Origin of the sequence: Facivitalis istanbulensis (genome assembly GCF_040560405.1) — a bacterium.
In the GTDB taxonomy this organism is placed as follows: domain Bacteria; phylum Pseudomonadota; class Alphaproteobacteria; order Sphingomonadales; family Sphingomonadaceae; genus Sphingomonas; species Sphingomonas istanbulensis.
In genome coordinates this window covers 26,987-41,927 of record NZ_JAVSCQ010000035.1, presented here as the reverse complement: position 1 = coordinate 41,927, position 14,941 = coordinate 26,987, and the positions used below count along the sequence as shown (strand labels likewise).

The following is a 14,941-nucleotide window of genomic DNA, read 5'->3' as shown; positions in this document are numbered from 1 at the left end:
TTGCCGCAGGGTGTCGGCTTCCTCGCGAAGCCCTGGCGGATCGACGAGGTTGTGAACAGGGTGGCGGAATTACTGTAATTGCCGCGCGTCCTGAACGGGAGAAAATCGGATGACGGGGAATGTCGCAGGCGTGCCCGCTTCGCGCGCTACCGCACTCGATTACATGGAACGCGCCCTCGCGATCTTGCGGACGCTCGATGGAAATAGCGCGAAATCGGTGGAGCATCTTGTAGAGGCGATCGACGCCGCGATGCCCGCGCCATTGGCCAAGATGACAGCCGACGAAACGGAACTCACCTGGCAGATGTCCTATGTCGCGCAGAGGGTCTTTCAGCTTCATAACAAATACGAGATGACGTTTGAGCAAATCGCGCAGCGCCTTGGCATCACGGCGGACCAGGCCCGCGAATATCTCGATTATGTCGAAATGATAATCAACGCGCCGCCGCCAACCGAGGACGTTTAAACGCCCTCCCCCGCCCGCCTGTCCGAATATCGCTCCGCCAGTTCCCGCCAAAAGGCGAGCGGCCGCTCGGGCAGAGAGTAATCGACGTGTCGGGCTTGGTTCTTGCCCTTGTAGGCAGAGTGCGCGACTTGCGCCAAATCCGCGAGCGCGTCCGCCTCTTCATCATCGCTGATGCCGCTGAATAAGGGAACATCGCAGCCGCGCTCGCGGGCATCGGCGAGATCGTCGAGCATGATCCACATTGCCTGATAGGCGGTGCCGGGGTGCTGGAACTCTTCGCCACCAATCCCGATATGCTCGGTTATCACATGGTCGCGGCCGCTTTCCAGGGCCGCCAAAACAAGAGCCGGGGGGAGCGTTTGCCGCAATGCTTCCAAACCCTTCTCCCCCGCCAGCGTATCGACCCAATCGGCTAGCATATGGACGATGATTCGTTCGCCGTAGGTGAACCGCTGCGGCGACGGCGATTCCACATAGCGTTCGATCGCCTCGGCCGCGCAGGCGGCGAGGCTTCGCCCCGTCGCGTCGGCAATCTTCGCAAGGCGGGCCTCTATATCCTTCGACAGCTCGATTTCCAGCATCCGGTTCCACTCCACCCATGCGCGGGATTCACGCGCCCAACTATGTGTGATAAAGGACATTATCATATATTTGGAGCAACGCAGGACGAGGATGGAAATGCGCGCGGTGCATGAGACGATCGAAGGCCCTTTTGCGATCGGGGAGGATTTGGCCGTCTATGGCCTCATCACCCAGGGGGCCGCCCTGCAGGGCGGCGTCAAGATGGTCCTGCACGGCACGATCGGCGGCGACCTCACTGTCGAGCCGGGAGCGCGCGCGATCATCCACGGCACCGTCGCGGGGCGCATCTACAACAAGGGCGGGCGGGTCGAGCTGTTCGGCATGGCCGCTGCGGTCGAGAACCTGTCCCCCGATGCCGCGACGATCATCGACGGTGCGGCGCATGTCCTTCGGGGCCGGCGATTGGAGACGGTGCGATGACCAACACAGAGCGTTTAAACGGCCCGGAGATCCACAGCTAGGAGGGAGCCTTGATGCACAAGGATGACGACACGGCTTTCGCCGACAACTATGCTGAGCGCGACCAGGCTAGGACGCTGCGCGAGCAGGCCCGCACGGGCGGCCTGCGCTTCGAGGCATATCTACCCGGCGATATGGCCGATTGGCTGTTGGCGCAGGTCGAGCAGGGCCATTTCGTCGATCCGTCCGAGGCGGTGTTCGCGATCGTCAAGAACTTCATCGAGATGGAGCCACACCGCGATTTGCGCGACGAGCTGCTACGCCGGATATTGGATGAGTCGGTTGCGCGCGGCCTTGAGGACGTGAAGGCGGGCCGCGTCCGCCCCGCCGAGGAAGTGTTTGACGAGCTGCGCCGGGAAATGGCCGAGCCGCGCCCCGAGCCGGCGCGTTGGGCGAAGATCGCGCGATGAACGAGCTGGCCCCCCTGCCCCCGCCCCCATCTTCTTCGGCGCTGGCGTTGCCGGCGCTGGTGGCGTCGGCCGACGAGGCGGCGCGGCTGCGCTTCCTTGAGTTCTTCGCCGTCACCATCCGCAATCCGCATACCCGCCGCGCCTATATGCGCGCAGCCGGCGAGTTTCTGGCCTGGTGCGAGGCACGCGGCGTCATATCGCTCGCCGGCGTGCAGCCGCTTCACGTCGCGGCTTGGATCGAGGCGCAGGGGGGCGAGCTGGCCCCGCCCAGCGTCAAGCAGCAGCTCGCCGGCGTGCGGAGCCTGTTCGATTGGCTGGTGATGGGTCAGGTAGTGCCGGTGAACCCCGCCGCATCGGTGCGCGGGCCGGCCTATAGCCAGCGGCGCGGCAAGACGCCGGTGCTGGTGCCCGACGAGGCGCGGCACTTGCTCGATACGATCGACGTTGCCACCCATGCCGGCCTGCGCGACCGCGCCTTGATCGGCCTCATGGTCTATAGCTTCGCGCGGATCGGCGCGGCGCTGGCGATGCGGGTCGAGGACGTGTTCATGCAGAACCGCCGTCTATGGGTCCGGTTGCATGAGAAAGGCGGCAAGCGCCATGAGATGCCCTGCCACCACAATCTTGAGGACTATCTGACCGCCTACATCGACGGGTGCGGCTTGCGCGAGGATCGCAAGGGGCCGCTGTTCCGCACGATCGCGCGCGGCACCGGGCAGTTGAGCGAAACCCCCCTGCCCCAAGCCAATGCCTTCGCGATGGTGCGTCGGCGCGCGGCGGCGGCCGGGATCGGCACGGCGATCGGCAACCATTCGTTCCGCGCGACCGGCATCACCACCTATCTGAAAAACGGCGGCACCTTGGAGACGGCCGCGACGATGGCGAACCACAGCTCGACGCGCACCACCCAGCTCTACGATCGGCGGCCCGATGATGTGACGCTCGACGAGGTGGAGCGGGTGTTGATCTAGGCGGCTTTTCCTGTCGCGAGTTTTAGGATTTTTGCGACAGAGGCGGCGAGACAAACCAGACGGAGCGGCATTGCAGCATCACAGTGCCGGTGCCAGCATCGGCGTATAGTATACCGTAAGAAGAATTGAGCCGTAGAGGATTTCACAAGATGACCGATGACGAAAAGGCGATCCGTCAAGTCGTTGAAACTTGGATGGCAGCGAGCAAAGCGGGCGATATTGCAACCGTCCTTTCATTGATGACCGACGATGTTGTCTTCATGGTGCCGGGACAGGAGCCGTTTGGAAAAGAGGCTTTCGCTACGGCGTCCGAAAGCATGGGCGACACCCGGATAGAAGGCACAAACGAAATCATCGAATTACAGATTATCGGGAACTGGGCGTTTACTCGCAATCGTATCGAGATGACCGCTACCCCGTCCGCCGGCGCTCCCATCCGTCGATCAGGATACACGCTCACACTTTTGCACAAAGAATCCGATGGCAAGTGGCGGCTTGCACGCGACGCCAATCTCCTGACACTGTCGCAAAAATCCTGAAACCTGCGACACCTATATTCATCCAATTACATCGCTACCCCATTTCAGGGACCAGGTGCGGAACCGTTTGGCAGGCCCAGCGGTCGCCCTGCCAATGGAACCCTACCCGCTGCGCGTTGCTGATCGCGGGTGGCTCGCCCTTGCGCCAGAAACCGAGCATCTTGCCCCGATCGTCCAGATGCGTGTCGGCGACGATCGCGCGCGCGGCCTGGATGAACTGCCCATGCCCGAACACATAGACCAGCGATCCCGCAGGCATGGCGGCGAGGCGCGTCAGCGCCGCCTCGCAGCGCCGGAGCAGGGTGGCGAAGCTCTCCGCCCCCTCCCCGTCGCAATAATCAGGATCGGCCGCGCTCCAATAGCGTTCGAGGTGCGGCATCCGCTCTGCGCTGCGCGTGCCGTTCCAGCGCGCCGGTTGCAGATAGGTGAACTCTTCGATCGGCCACACTTCGACCGGCACGCCGGGAAAGCGCGCGATCGTCGGCGCGGCCGTCTGCTGCGTGCGCGTATAGGGCGACGTGACGATGAGCGCGGGCGCTTGCGTCCAGCTCGCCGCGACTTCGCGCGCCTGTTCCTGGCCCAGCTCCGTCAGCTCGATCGCACCGAGATCATCGCAGGGCAGGCCGGCGTTGCCTGTGCTTTGGCCGTGGCGGATGAAAATCGCCTGCATGTGCGTCATCTATCCGAATACCTCGCTATGAGAGCCAAGGCGCGCGAGGCGCAGCGTTTCGTCGTCGGGCTTGGCGTAGATCAGCACCAGGTCCGGCTTGATGTGGCAATCGCGATAGCCCGCCCAATCGCCGCTCAGATCATGGTCGCGGTATTTGGGATCAAGCGGCGTGTCAGTCGCGAGCGCGGCCAGAACGGGCTGAAAATCGGCGTCGAGGGTCGCCCGATGCCGGCCCTTCAATTCCCGCTTGTAGTCGCGCTTGAACCGGGTCGAGCGATCAATCGTCCGCATGGAGGTCCGCCATCAGCGCCTCGACGCTGGCGAACTTGGTCCCCTTCCCCGCCGCCAGCTCCGCCATTGCCTCGCGCGTCGCGGCGTTCGGCACCTTGACCTCGAAAGGCAAGCGCCGTTCATCGGCGATACGCAGCATCAGCAGCCGGATAGCATCGGAGATCGAAAGCCCCATCGCGCCCAGCGCGGCCGTGGCGCGCTCCTTCGTGGCATTGTCGATCCTGGCGCGAACATAGGTGTCGGAAACAGCCATTGGAATTTCCCTCTGAAAACGTAGTCCCAATGTAGTCACAAAATCCGATTTTGGCAAGATCGCTGCACGGATTTCGCGAGCGATATGCCGGCGTCGATGTTCGTTGAAGGGGAAAGGCGATCCTGGCCGCCTTTCCCCAGCAGATTACGACCGCCTGCTTAGTTCCCACAGCCATGTTTCAAAGCAGCCGGGGCCGCGTGCGATGTGCTGGATCGCGCGCAGCATCCGCCATCGCACTATCTGTCAAACGGCGTTCAAAAGGGACCCCCGATCGGCGTCGAAGAGGGACCCCCTTTTCAGATAATATGATGCTGGTTTGTTGAAGATGGCCTTGCGCTGCGTGCGGCGGAGGGCGGGCGTAGCCCGACCGGAGGCGCGCGCAGCGCAAGATAGATTTTTGAAGGCGCCGAAGGTGGCTGTCAGCTGCGGTTTTTGAAGCGCCAGCTGTCGTTGCCCGTCTCGACGATATCGCAGTGGTGGGTGACGCGGTCGAGCAGCGCCGTGGTCATCTTGGGATCGCCGAACACGGTCGGCCATTCGCCGAAGGCGAGGTTCGTGGTGATGATGACGCTGGTCCGCTCATAAAGCTTGCTGATGAGGTGGAACAGCAACTGCCCTCCCGAGCGGGCGAACGGCAGATAACCGAGCTCGTCGAGAACGATCAGGTCGAGCCGCGACAGCTGCGCCGCCAGGGTCCCGCCTTTGCCGATCCGGGTCTCCTCTTCGAGGCGTGTCACCAGTGCGGCGTGTCCAATTTTTCGTCGAACACCTCTATGAAGCAATCGAGAAGGTCTCCGGGATCATCAAGCGGCCAGTCAGCCGGCTGGCGAACGAACATCGGTTGCTTGTGACCGGTGAGGCGGGGACTATCCAGCGGAACGTCCCCATACTCCGCGCAATTTCAGCATAGTTCTTCCCCCCAACCCGGTTGCAGACAAAGGTTTCGCGCGCGATCGGCGGCATGGTCTCGAACAGGATGCGTGACACGGCGTCGCTGTCGGGGCGAGCGTCATCCCAGGGGATGCGATCGTTGAAGCCGTGCCGGTCTAGCCAGCCCTCGCAATATGCCCGGTAGCGCAGGCGCAGGGCGTATTCAGCGGGAGCAATTGCGGGGTTGTCGCTGCGATGAGGCGGATCGCCATCGAGCGACGCGCTCACCATCAACAGGGCTTCGGAGAGGCAGCCTTGCACCGCCTGCACGTCGATTCCGAGGCGATCAGCGATTTCCCCGAAAGCCAGATTATCGAAGCGGTGGAGCCGAAACACCACGCGCGATAGGACTGGCACCTGATAGACGGCCGCTTGATAGCGGGCCAGGTAATCGGCGCTAGGTTCAGGAGGCGTTGGCATTGCACGCCTCCCCGTCTTGATGATGAGGGCTATCGGTCGCGCGATCGTATAGCACGATCCCCGCATCATAGAGGTCTGTGAGGAAGAAGTTTTCCGCTGCCCGAAGCCGATCCATCTCATGAAGCGTGAACACGGACAGCCGGACAGTTGCCCGCCCGCGCAGCTCGCTCGCAACAGCTTGGCGAGCGATGCCCCAATAGCGGTTCATGCCTTTGTAGGCGTCGTGGTCCACGAACGCCCATATTTCGAGATCGGTGCGGTGGAAATCGTCCCGATCGCGCCGCCCGGTGTCGGCATAGCGGCCGACCAGCATCAACCGATGCAGCGTCCCGCGCTTCGGGGCGCGGTCCCGCCTATTCACAAAATGAAGGCGCAGCAGGCGGGCCGCGCGCTCTACTTCGATTTGTCTCCTGTGCGTAAGGTGCGCCACTCGCTCCGTAACACGCTCGCGCAACTGCCAGTTTTGCTCGAATGTCAACGGCTCGTTGGCTCCCGCAAGGGAACTCGCTGCAATCCGTTTGCCGGTCATAGACTTGCCTCCGTTCCGCATCCGTGGTGGCAAATCGGGAGTGGCAAACGGATGCGGCTTTAAACCAGCTCCCGCGCGAATCGCGCTGTCGCAGCGTCAGCCAGAAAGCCAGGCAAGCCATGTCCACGGCATTTAAGCTATCGCTTATACAGTAAAACGATAGCTAATACTTAAATAAGCGGTAGCGTCAACGGGTTTACCTTGGAGAACGAAACCTTGCCCGATAGCGACAGGGCATGGGACGACCGCCTCTTGGAATGAAGCCGACAACGATCCGGCTACCGCTCGAAACGATGCGCCGCATTGAAATGCTGGTTGGCAAAAAGAGGATCGCGAAATTCATCCGCGAGGCGATCGAGAGCGAATTGGAGCGCCGAGAGAAGGCGGAACCATCCACCGAAATGATTGCGAAATTCATCCGTGAGACGGTGGAAAGTGAGTTGCAGCGCCGGGAAAAGGCGAAGTCTCCCACCGAAGAGAGCTAGGTTTAGATGCAGGCGGGGACATGCGCCTGCCGCTGGCGCGGCACCGTGGCCCTACTCGCTTCGCTCCCCAAGCCCGCAAGCGGTCTTGGCCCAAGGTGACGACCCACATGGCGGGGGCGAGATCGCAAGCGGATCTCGCTTCATGGTGCCGGCGTGCGCCGGCGTCGATGTTCGTTCAAGGGGGGAAAGGCGGTCCCGGCCGCCTCTCCCCCGCAACGGGATTAGACGGGGCCGTGCCTCGCTGCGCTGCGGCCGCACCACCCCCATCGAATCCCGCTGCCCCCCTCTCTCGCCGGCGTTCTTGGGCGTCCGTGTTCCGGCCGATGGCATGGCCATCGCCGGACAGGCGATTTGAAGGGAGTAAGGACGATGACCCACCAAACCCGTGAAAGCTGGCTCAATGCGGTGGCGCTGGGCATGGCTCCGCTGTTCGAGGCGCTGGACGCCCCCCTGCCCGACCGCGTGCGCGTGGCGATCGGCTTCACCAGCAGAGGCGCGAAGGCCAAGGCGATCGGCGAGTGCTGGGACAACCGCTTGAGCGCGGACGGGCATTTTGAAATCTTCATCCGGCCCGACCTGGCGCACGCGCCCGACGCCATGCCCGCGCAGATCGCGGCCATCCTCGCGCATGAGCTTGTCCATGCCGCCGTTGGCATCCCGGCAGGGCATGGGAAGGCGTTTAAACATGGGGTAATCGCGGGAGCGAGTCACCCGGAGGCTCAGGATTTATGGCCTGACAGGAGACAGGTGGTTGTTCCCCGATAGGATGGACAAACGGGCTCACGACTGGCGCCGGGCCCAGGCATCGAACGGAGAACAACCATGGGTGAGTATATCGGTCTTGATGTGTCATTGAAAGAGACGGCCGTTTCCATCCGGCGAGCGGGCAAGCGTATCTGGCGCGGCAAGTGCCTGTCGGACCCGGCGCTGCTGGCGGAGCTGATCCGCAAGCGCGCGCCCGATGCCGAGCGCGTTGTGTTCGAGACCGGGCCGCTGTCGGTGTGGTTCTATCATGAGCTGACCGGGCATGGCGTGCCGGCGATCTGCATCGATGCGCGGCATGCGAAGGCCGCCCTCGACATGGCTCCGAACAAGACGGATGCAAATGACGCTGACGGCCTGGCCCATCTTGCCGAAGTCGGCTTCTTCCGCGAAGTGCGGGTGAAGGGCTATGACAGCATGCTAATGCGCACGCTGGTGGCGGGGCGCAGCAAGCTGGTCCGCGTGACGACTGACCTTTCCAACCAGATACGCGGTCTCATGAAGACGTTCGGTCTGGTCGTACCTCGCGGCCAGGGCGGCGTGTTCGAGAAGAATGTTCATCGGCTGCTCGAAGGCGAGGACGCCCTGGCCCGCATCATCATCCCGATCCTGGAAGCGTGGCGCGCCATGCGCACGAAAGCGGCCGAGCTCGGTCGCCAACTCACGGCGGCGGCCCGTCATAGCCAGGCATGCCAGCTTCTGATGTCGATCCCCGGCGTCGGCGTTGTGACGGCAACCACCTTCACCACCGCCATTGAAGATCCGACGAACTTTGCCAAGTCGCGCTCGGTTGGTGCCTGGATCGGCCTTACAACCCGCCGATACCAGTCGGGCGAGGTCGATTATGACGGCCACATCTCGCGACGAGGCGACGGAAATCTGCGAGCCGTGCTCTATGAGGCGGCGACAGTGATCCTGACGCGGACATACGCCGACAGCGATCTGCGGACATGGGGGCTCAAGCTTCGCGAGAAGCTCGGCTTCAAACGCGCGGCCGTCGCCGTCGCCCGCAAGTTGGCGGTCATCATGCACGCCATGTTGAAATCCGGCGAGTTGTTCAATCGGACTGCCGCCGCCTGATATCCTCGCCGGCTCGATCACGCTGATCCGAGCACCCCGAGGCGTCCCTGCCAGGACGTGAGTTGGACCATTCCGAGCGACCCGTTGCATTGCCGAAGCTCCCCTTCAGCATGTGCGCTTTAAACACTGGAAGGTCCGCTCCGTGGAGACCCATCATGCGGCGACACCATATCGACCGCGAAGACGACCGTGCTCCCGGCATACGACGCAAAAAGATCAGAAAGGACTTGCGCTATGAGCTGCGATTAGACGACGGGTCGCCCTTGGCCTTGGCCTTGTCGGGTCGATGCGCGCCACCACCCCCGGCGAGGCGTTCCTTGCGGCCATCGCGCCGATCCTAGCCGATGTTGGCCCCCTCCCCCATGCCCGTCTCGACACGGACGGAGAGTCGACCGCGCCGAAGAAGCAGAAAACCCGGATGCTCAAATGCGAGTGCGCGACGTGCGGCTATACCGTCAGGACCGCGCGCAAATGGCTTGAGCAGGCCGGAGCGCCGCTTTGCCCGATCGAGGATCACGGCCAGATGGAGCATGAACCGCTCGACGATGACAGCGAGGATGAAGGCGGCGAGGATAGCTAGACCGCCCTCCCCTCCCCCGCAATTCGGGGTTTCATTGACGCTGCGCGCCAGTTCGGGGTTTCGTTGACGCAACCGGCCCAAGCCAGTATGACCACATGCAAACATGCGGCCATGTAAGGATATTCACATGCCAACAATCGCGATCATCAGCCAGAAGGGCGGTGCGGGCAAGACCACCCTCGCCCTGCATCTGGCCGCAGCCGCCGAGGATTCCGGGCATACCGCCCTTGTGATCGACCTCGACCCGCAAGCGACGGCGAGCCAGTGGGCGGCATGGCGACAGGATGCGCCCCCGGTTGTGATCGACAGCGCGCCCCCTCGCCTCGCTGCTAAGATCGAGCAGGCTACGAGCCAGGGCGCGGCGTTCATCGTGATCGACACCCCGCCCCACGCCGACAGCGCGGCGAGCGCCGCTGTTGAGGCGGCCGACCTGGTGTTGATCCCTTGCCGCCCCAGCGCGTTCGATTTGGCGGCGATCAAGACGACCGCCAGCCTTGTGAAGATGCGCGGCAAGCCCGCTTTCGTGATCTTCACGGCGGGAAGCCCGACCGCGCCGCGCATGTATGACGAGGCCGCGCAGCTCGTGCAGGATTATGGGCTGGATGCCTGCCCCCACCATATCGCCGATCGCGCCGCCTTCCGCCATGCGGCGGCCGAGGGCAAGACGGCGATGGAAATCGAGCCGAGCGGCAAGGCGGCCGACGAGGTGCGGCAGCTTTACAAGTGGACATGCGAGCATGTAAACATGCAAGCATCTAAGAAGCGGAGGGCCAGCGCATGAGCAGCCGGAAAGGATCATTGCTGGCATTGCGGGATCGGGAAGCTGCACCAGCGCCGGCGACGGCCGAGCCGGAGGGGAGGGCGGCCGCGCCGATCGCCCGCAGCTCTGGCGCAGGCACCGGCAGCGGATCGAGCAGCAGCCCGGTTGCGCCGAGCCGTCAGGGCAAGAAGGCCATGACGGGCTATTTCAGCCCGGAAATGTCCTTCGCCATGCACATGACCGCCCGCAAGCACGGCATGAGCCTACAGGACGCGATGGCCGAGGCGTTCAACGACTGGCTGCGAAAGATGGGGGAAAGCCCTGTAGGCAAGTGAGCATGTCCACATGCAAAAATGAGGGCTAGGGACGGTTCATGTCGCTGACCAAACTTCTTGTGCCGACCTATACGCAGATGCTGGGGACGATCGACGGGCTGTTGGCCAAAGCCCAACGCGAGATGCCGGAGCGGGCGGAATCCCTGCCTTCGGCGCGTCTCGCCCCCAACATATTGCCGCTGGCCTCGCAAGTGCGCCTTGCCGCCTGTCAGGTCCATGAGGCGATGTATAAGCTATCCGGCTTCCACAGGCCGAGAGACCTAGATGACCTCCTGGCCGAGGCTTACGCTTGCGGCGAAGCGCCGGGGTCGCTCGCGGATGCCCGAAAGCGGATGGACGAAGCCTTGGTTGAATTGACCGGGCTGGACTTCGACAGCTTCGATATTAGCGCGCCGTTGCCCGTCGAGATCGAGCTTCCCGGTGGCATCGTCTATGAGATGACGGGCGCGGAATATGTGCGCGATTGGGCGCTTCCCCAATTCTATTACCACGTCATCACGGCCTACAGCATCTTGCGGAGCCAAGGGGTCGAGATCAGGGAAGCCGATTTCATGCGCGACATGGCCGCCTATATCCGGCGCGGATCGCGGCCAGAAGGGTGAGACATGCGGGCATGTCCACATGTTTGCATGTGAGCATGGCCGCATGAGCTTCAGCGCAGCGGCTTGCGTTCGTGCCGTTTCTTGCAGAAGCCGAGGAAGGCCCCGGCAGGGCTTTTGAGTTCGGGCTTGCCCATGTCGTGCCACCACGACACCCATTCGTCATAGAGCGCATACACGTCATAGCCTGGCGCGGCCGTCTTGGCGTCGTGCATGGTTTCCGGGTCGATATAGGGCGCATCGTCGCCGGCGCTGGCGACCGGATCGGGCTTGGACTTGAGGCCCGAGCGGTTGCGGAACAGGATCACGTCATCGTCCATCGTCACCGCATAGTCGGGGAAATGGCCGTGGTCCGCGTCATGCTCGCAGACCTTCTTGACCAAGGCGCGGAACACCCGGATCGGGCTGTTCGAGCCGCATTTCTTCTGTAGCAGCTCTAGCCCGATCTTCCATTCGTCCTTCACGCCGCAATGCTTGCGGGCCAGCTCATACATGCGCCGCTCGAACGGCTTGCGGAGCCGGAAATAGTCGCGGTGGAGCGTCAGGACATTCTTGCTGATGACCGAGCGATAGACCCAATCCGACAGGGTGATTTCGAGATCGAGCATACGGCCGTCGAACGTCTTGCGCGTGATCTTGGCTTCTTCGATCAGGCCGAAAATCCGCGTTTCCTCGACACCGCCCGTTTGAATGTTGGTCCGCACCGTGGTCCCGCGCAGGCGGGTGAGGGCGTCGGCCATCAGCCGATAGCCTTCGCCGCTGGTTTGCCGGTTGGTGGCGACGAGCATGTCATAGGCTTGCAGGCGCACCGTGCGGCTAGGTTGCTCGCCTTGGTTCATCTTCGCGACGAGCTGCGAGATGCAGTAAATCAATATGTCCTTGTCGTGGATTGTCGCCAGCCCCTTGCCCGAGGGGATAATCTCAATGACGTTGCCGTTATGCTCGTAGCGCCGCGTCCGGTTGTCGGGCTTGGTCGAGAGCGAAAACACCGGATGCTCCATCGAGGCCATGTCATCCTTGGGGATGGCGTCCAGCACGTCGCAGATGAACAAGTCCTGGTTGGGGTGGCGCACCGGCAGCAGCGGCGTGCGATCGTCGCCGTCCACGGCTGGGGCCGGCGCGGCGATCGGCGCGTCAAACAGGGAAGGGGAGGGGTCTATCGTCATTTCACTAACGCTAGAGCTACTATCGTCATTTCACATACGCAAGCGGATTATCGTCATTTCAGATTCACCGCCGCGCTATCGTCATTTCGATTACGCTTGAGAGCGGCAGGGAAGGCCAGTCGCTATCGTCATAGTGGATTCGCCTTTTCGTCACTCTGGATTCGCCTTTTCGTCAGAGCGGATTCACCACGCGCCAAATTTCGGCCAAAAAAGTGAGGATTTCCGCGCGTTTCCGAGCAGGCCGAATTTCCGTAACACATCACTAAACCCATATTTTAACACTAGGCGAGCCTGTGGATAACTTCGGCCGCAAATTATGACGCGAGGCCGGATCATCGTGGTTTCACCCACCAGCGTCCCGCCAGATCGGACAGATTGTCCCGAAAATCAGGACAGAGGCAGCGCGACTCACCGGCGCCGCGCATCAGGCACGGTCAAAGGGAAGAAAAGCGCCGCCTCTTGGGGGCTTCGCCCCCGCCGGCTCGCGGCCTTCGGCCGCCCCGGATCGCTAAAGCGATCCTCCCACCCGGCATCCCCCATGATGAGCCGGCTACGCCGGCACGCTTTTCGTTGGTTTGGGGATCGTTTAAACGCTGCACTTCTATCGCAACGACAGCGCCAGCGGCACCGTCGCAGATTGGCTTTCCAGAAAAGCCAGGCGGATAGGGCAGCGATCGAGCCGAGAGGGCAGGGGAGGCGGAAACGTCGCGACAGGGGCGATTTCCGGGCCGCTGGGCGTCATTCTGGACGTTCGGCAGGGGGGTTGGAGAGGTTGAGCGCCCATGCCGCTCTACGGGCTTCCTAGGCGGCCGATTTTCTGGGTGCTAGATCCTCGCACGATCGGCGCGGCGAGCTTCAAGGTTTGTGCGCCAGACAACGATTTCGCGGACCTGGCCCGAACATCGTTGCGGGAGAGGGCGGAATCCTACGCTCTCATGACCGTCATTTTGGAAGCGGAGCCGCACCGCACAGAACCTACACCAAAACTGAGGTCCGGTGTAATTGAAACTGATGATGCACCTGATGGGTGTGCCGCGAGCCGATCGACGACGATTGATCATGCTCTCATCCGCGGATTGACTACCGCATTTCCCATTTCCGTCGTGGGCCTTCCTCTCTCTAAGCACGGGCATCGGTCGAAACCTGCCCCAACGTACGCCGAGGGTTACCCATCTTGCCTGGTCTTCGCGGCACGCCCATCAGGTCCAATAACTTGAGATGCCGTCGTCATGCGGGCTGCATACGTCGCCCGATGTCCCAGACAAATCCCACCAATTCGCGAGCGATCGCCGTGATGACCTTCGGCAAGGGCTTCCCGGACGCAGCCAACATCCGGTAGCGCTGGCACAGTCGGACTTGTGCTTTCCAGGCGATGGCTTTGACTTCATCCGGCAGTCCCTCGACCCGGGCTCGATAGCGGCGTTCTTCCCGCGCTGGCAGTCGATAGGACCAGGCCGCCTCCACCAACATTGCTCGCGCTTCGCGGTTGCCGGTCTTCGTTATTGCGCCTCGGCGCGTCCGGGCACCACTCGACGCTTCAGACGGGACCAGCCCCAGCCAACCCATGAGCTGTTTTGGGGTATCGAACCGACCAAGGTCGCCTATTTCTGCAACTAAGGTGGCGGCGACAATCAAGCCGACACCCCGCAAGGCCTGCAGAGCCTGAACCAACGGCGCCAGCGACCAATAGGGCAATGCCTCCACCAGCATTGCATCCAGTCGGTCGCAGCGCTGCTGTGCTTCCTCGATCCGGCGGATGCTCTCGCCGAATACGAATTGCTGGTGAGGTGCATCAAACGCCTGCTCACCGAGCCAGCGCCAGTGCGCCTTGGTCCAATTGGATCGACCGGCGAACTTGCGCCCATGGCGCAGAAGGAAGCTCAACAACATCTGCCGGCCAGCAACCAAATCGTGTTTCGCCTGGCGTCGCCCACGAATCAGATCACGGATAGCCTCGTGTGCCTCGTCCGGGACCCAGATCGCCGTCAATTCACCAGACCGTAGCAATCGGGCGAGCGTCATCGCGTCACGTCGGTCGGTCTTTATCCGGTCCGCAGGTTTGCGCGGCATGACCGATGGCGCAATCACGCTACATTCCGCCCCCAGATCGACTAACTGACGATGAATTCCGTAGCCACAGCCGCCTGCTTCATAACAGAAATGCAGCGCGACATCCGGGCTGCTCAGTCGGGCCACCAGACGCCGGATCGAATCCTGCGTGTTGGGTATGGTCCCGTAGAACCGGATTTCTCCAGTCCGACCGTCATCGGCGAGCGCAACTGCAATCGTCTCTTTATGGACATCGAGACCGACAAACTTGCTGATCGACATTGTCCTTCTCCTTCCTGACAAGCTGAGCTTACGCCCCACCTGCCTCGAAGCGCGAGGCGAATGACGGTCATTGGGTCTAAGCGCCTGCAGGCCCGCTCAGGCATCGCAAAGCACCTGCTTGTCGTACACCACGGAGAATGACGGGGCCTGGGACAAATCTGCGGTTCCCGAGAGCAACCGTGAATGGCGGGTTCCGTCACAACCTGCCATTGTAAATTCGCAAGTCTGCCTTATCCGATCTTCGGCTAGCGCTTAGCGGGCGCCACCAGTGCGCGAGATTGCATCCACCATACAAGTTCGTCGAACCAGTAGTCACTGGTCGC

Annotated in this window: 18 protein-coding genes and 3 pseudogenes; 12 read left to right on the top strand and 9 right to left on the bottom strand. The window is 62.4% G+C overall.

Translation table 11 applies throughout. The annotated features are described in order from the left end of the window. Positions 1 to 109: 109 nt before the first annotated feature. Positions 110 to 466 carry a hypothetical protein gene (locus tag RN629_RS16090; protein ID WP_407036140.1) on the top strand — a complete coding sequence of 119 codons (357 nt, stop codon included), beginning with the start codon at positions 110 to 112 and terminating at the stop codon, positions 464 to 466. On the opposite strand, the gene RN629_RS16085 is transcribed toward RN629_RS16090, so the two are convergent. Then, positions 463 to 1,047, bottom strand: coding sequence for a hypothetical protein (locus RN629_RS16085; protein WP_407036139.1), 585 nt, complete (start codon positions 1,045 to 1,047; stop codon positions 463 to 465). The two genes, RN629_RS16090 and RN629_RS16085, sit on opposite strands and share 4 nt — an antisense overlap. A gap of 97 nt (positions 1,048 to 1,144) precedes the next feature. Here RN629_RS16085 and RN629_RS16080 point away from each other — a divergent pair, with 97 nt between their 5' ends. The 4 genes from RN629_RS16080 (at position 1,145) to RN629_RS16065 (ending at position 3,427) form a co-directional block, all read left to right on the top strand. Then, positions 1,145 to 1,468 carry a hypothetical protein gene (locus RN629_RS16080; RefSeq protein ID WP_004213342.1) on the top strand — a complete coding sequence of 108 codons (324 nt, stop codon included), beginning with the start codon at positions 1,145 to 1,147 and terminating at the stop codon, positions 1,466 to 1,468. Positions 1,469 to 1,521: 53 nt separating this feature from the next. Beyond that, positions 1,522 to 1,917, top strand: a complete 396-nt coding sequence (locus RN629_RS16075; RefSeq protein WP_407036138.1) for a CopG family transcriptional regulator — start codon at positions 1,522 to 1,524, stop codon at positions 1,915 to 1,917. After that, on the top strand, positions 1,914 to 2,888 hold the full coding sequence (locus RN629_RS16070) for a tyrosine-type recombinase/integrase (protein WP_407036137.1): 975 nt from the start codon (positions 1,914 to 1,916) through the stop codon (positions 2,886 to 2,888). The genes RN629_RS16075 and RN629_RS16070 overlap by 4 nt, the downstream gene beginning before the upstream one ends. A 149-nt stretch (positions 2,889 to 3,037) precedes the next feature. Continuing rightward, complete coding sequence (locus RN629_RS16065; protein WP_407036136.1) at positions 3,038 to 3,427, top strand: YybH family protein; 390 nt, start codon at positions 3,038 to 3,040, stop codon at positions 3,425 to 3,427. Positions 3,428 to 3,461: 34 nt separating this feature from the next. On the opposite strand, the gene RN629_RS16060 is transcribed toward RN629_RS16065, so the two are convergent. The 6 genes and pseudogenes from RN629_RS16060 to RN629_RS16035 all read right to left on the bottom strand — a co-directional run bounded on the left by RN629_RS16060 (position 3,462) and on the right by RN629_RS16035 (position 6,520). Further along, the gene (locus RN629_RS16060; protein ID WP_407036135.1) at positions 3,462 to 4,097 is read right to left on the bottom strand and encodes a histidine phosphatase family protein; all 636 of its coding nucleotides are present in this window, start codon (positions 4,095 to 4,097) and stop codon (positions 3,462 to 3,464) included. Positions 4,098 to 4,106: 9 nt separating this feature from the next. After that, entirely contained in the window at positions 4,107 to 4,388 is a 282-nt protein-coding gene (locus tag RN629_RS16055; protein WP_004213354.1) for a type II toxin-antitoxin system YafQ family toxin, read from the bottom strand. Then, positions 4,375 to 4,641, bottom strand: coding sequence for a type II toxin-antitoxin system RelB/DinJ family antitoxin (locus RN629_RS16050; protein ID WP_004213356.1), 267 nt, complete (start codon positions 4,639 to 4,641; stop codon positions 4,375 to 4,377). Before RN629_RS16050 ends, RN629_RS16055 begins: the two co-directional genes overlap by 14 nt. A gap of 419 nt (positions 4,642 to 5,060) precedes the next feature. After that, positions 5,061 to 5,381: pseudogene (locus tag RN629_RS16045) on the bottom strand (ATP-binding protein); the annotation flags it as partial. Between the two features lie 31 nt (positions 5,382 to 5,412). Continuing rightward, complete coding sequence (locus RN629_RS16040) at positions 5,413 to 5,991, bottom strand: sigma factor-like helix-turn-helix DNA-binding protein (protein ID WP_407036134.1); 579 nt, start codon at positions 5,989 to 5,991, stop codon at positions 5,413 to 5,415. After that, positions 5,975 to 6,520, bottom strand: coding sequence for a hypothetical protein (locus tag RN629_RS16035; RefSeq protein ID WP_407036133.1), 546 nt, complete (start codon positions 6,518 to 6,520; stop codon positions 5,975 to 5,977). The genes RN629_RS16040 and RN629_RS16035 overlap by 17 nt, the downstream gene beginning before the upstream one ends. 257 nt (positions 6,521 to 6,777) lie before the next feature. Here RN629_RS16035 and RN629_RS16030 point away from each other — a divergent pair, with 257 nt between their 5' ends. The 7 genes and pseudogenes from RN629_RS16030 (at position 6,778) to RN629_RS16000 (ending at position 11,124) form a co-directional block, all read left to right on the top strand. Beyond that, positions 6,778 to 7,005, top strand: coding sequence for a hypothetical protein (locus RN629_RS16030; protein ID WP_407036132.1), 228 nt, complete (start codon positions 6,778 to 6,780; stop codon positions 7,003 to 7,005). A 369-nt stretch (positions 7,006 to 7,374) separates the two neighbouring features. Then, positions 7,375 to 7,689: pseudogene (locus tag RN629_RS16025) on the top strand (transcription elongation protein SprT); the annotation flags it as partial. Between the two features lie 138 nt (positions 7,690 to 7,827). Next, complete coding sequence (locus tag RN629_RS16020) at positions 7,828 to 8,847, top strand: IS110 family RNA-guided transposase (protein ID WP_407036131.1); 1,020 nt, start codon at positions 7,828 to 7,830, stop codon at positions 8,845 to 8,847. Positions 8,848 to 9,097: 250 nt separating this feature from the next. Beyond that, a pseudogene (locus RN629_RS16015) lies at positions 9,098 to 9,427 on the top strand (transcription elongation protein SprT); the annotation flags it as partial. 127 nt (positions 9,428 to 9,554) lie between these two features. Then, entirely contained in the window at positions 9,555 to 10,208 is a 654-nt protein-coding gene (parA, locus tag RN629_RS16010; RefSeq protein WP_407036130.1) for a ParA family partition ATPase, read from the top strand. Then, positions 10,205 to 10,522 carry a ribbon-helix-helix domain-containing protein gene (locus RN629_RS16005; protein ID WP_407036129.1) on the top strand — a complete coding sequence of 106 codons (318 nt, stop codon included), beginning with the start codon at positions 10,205 to 10,207 and terminating at the stop codon, positions 10,520 to 10,522. Before parA ends, RN629_RS16005 begins: the two co-directional genes overlap by 4 nt. 38 nt (positions 10,523 to 10,560) lie before the next feature. Next, positions 10,561 to 11,124, top strand: a complete 564-nt coding sequence (locus RN629_RS16000; protein WP_407036128.1) for a DUF1993 family protein — start codon at positions 10,561 to 10,563, stop codon at positions 11,122 to 11,124. 50 nt (positions 11,125 to 11,174) lie between these two features. On the opposite strand, the gene RN629_RS15995 is transcribed toward RN629_RS16000, so the two are convergent. Both RN629_RS15995 and RN629_RS15990 read right to left on the bottom strand, forming a co-directional pair. Further along, positions 11,175 to 12,287 (bottom strand): replication initiator protein A, encoded by a 1,113-nt coding sequence (locus RN629_RS15995; protein WP_407036127.1) that lies wholly within the window; start codon positions 12,285 to 12,287, stop codon positions 11,175 to 11,177. A 1,227-nt stretch (positions 12,288 to 13,514) separates the two neighbouring features. Continuing rightward, positions 13,515 to 14,618 carry an IS110 family RNA-guided transposase gene (locus tag RN629_RS15990; protein ID WP_015063481.1) on the bottom strand — a complete coding sequence of 368 codons (1,104 nt, stop codon included), beginning with the start codon at positions 14,616 to 14,618 and terminating at the stop codon, positions 13,515 to 13,517. Positions 14,619 to 14,941: the final 323 nt, after the last annotated feature.

Coding starts and splice junctions, on each gene's coding strand:
- RN629_RS16090 (WP_407036140.1), top strand. CDS start 110: ATGACGGGGAATGTCGCAGGCGTGCCCGCTTCGCGCGCTACCGCACTC.
- RN629_RS16085 (WP_407036139.1), bottom strand. CDS start 1,047: ATGCTGGAAATCGAGCTGTCGAAGGATATAGAGGCCCGCCTTGCGAAG.
- RN629_RS16080 (WP_004213342.1), top strand. CDS start 1,145: ATGCGCGCGGTGCATGAGACGATCGAAGGCCCTTTTGCGATCGGGGAG.
- RN629_RS16075 (WP_407036138.1), top strand. CDS start 1,522: ATGCACAAGGATGACGACACGGCTTTCGCCGACAACTATGCTGAGCGC.
- RN629_RS16070 (WP_407036137.1), top strand. CDS start 1,914: ATGAACGAGCTGGCCCCCCTGCCCCCGCCCCCATCTTCTTCGGCGCTG.
- RN629_RS16065 (WP_407036136.1), top strand. CDS start 3,038: ATGACCGATGACGAAAAGGCGATCCGTCAAGTCGTTGAAACTTGGATG.
- RN629_RS16060 (WP_407036135.1), bottom strand. CDS start 4,097: ATGCAGGCGATTTTCATCCGCCACGGCCAAAGCACAGGCAACGCCGGC.
- RN629_RS16055 (WP_004213354.1), bottom strand. CDS start 4,388: ATGCGGACGATTGATCGCTCGACCCGGTTCAAGCGCGACTACAAGCGG.
- RN629_RS16050 (WP_004213356.1), bottom strand. CDS start 4,641: ATGGCTGTTTCCGACACCTATGTTCGCGCCAGGATCGACAATGCCACG.
- RN629_RS16040 (WP_407036134.1), bottom strand. CDS start 5,991: ATGCCAACGCCTCCTGAACCTAGCGCCGATTACCTGGCCCGCTATCAA.
- RN629_RS16035 (WP_407036133.1), bottom strand. CDS start 6,520: ATGACCGGCAAACGGATTGCAGCGAGTTCCCTTGCGGGAGCCAACGAG.
- RN629_RS16030 (WP_407036132.1), top strand. CDS start 6,778: ATGAAGCCGACAACGATCCGGCTACCGCTCGAAACGATGCGCCGCATT.
- RN629_RS16020 (WP_407036131.1), top strand. CDS start 7,828: ATGGGTGAGTATATCGGTCTTGATGTGTCATTGAAAGAGACGGCCGTT.
- parA (WP_407036130.1), top strand. CDS start 9,555: ATGCCAACAATCGCGATCATCAGCCAGAAGGGCGGTGCGGGCAAGACC.
- RN629_RS16005 (WP_407036129.1), top strand. CDS start 10,205: ATGAGCAGCCGGAAAGGATCATTGCTGGCATTGCGGGATCGGGAAGCT.
- RN629_RS16000 (WP_407036128.1), top strand. CDS start 10,561: ATGTCGCTGACCAAACTTCTTGTGCCGACCTATACGCAGATGCTGGGG.
- RN629_RS15995 (WP_407036127.1), bottom strand. CDS start 12,287: ATGACGATAGACCCCTCCCCTTCCCTGTTTGACGCGCCGATCGCCGCG.
- RN629_RS15990 (WP_015063481.1), bottom strand. CDS start 14,618: ATGTCGATCAGCAAGTTTGTCGGTCTCGATGTCCATAAAGAGACGATT.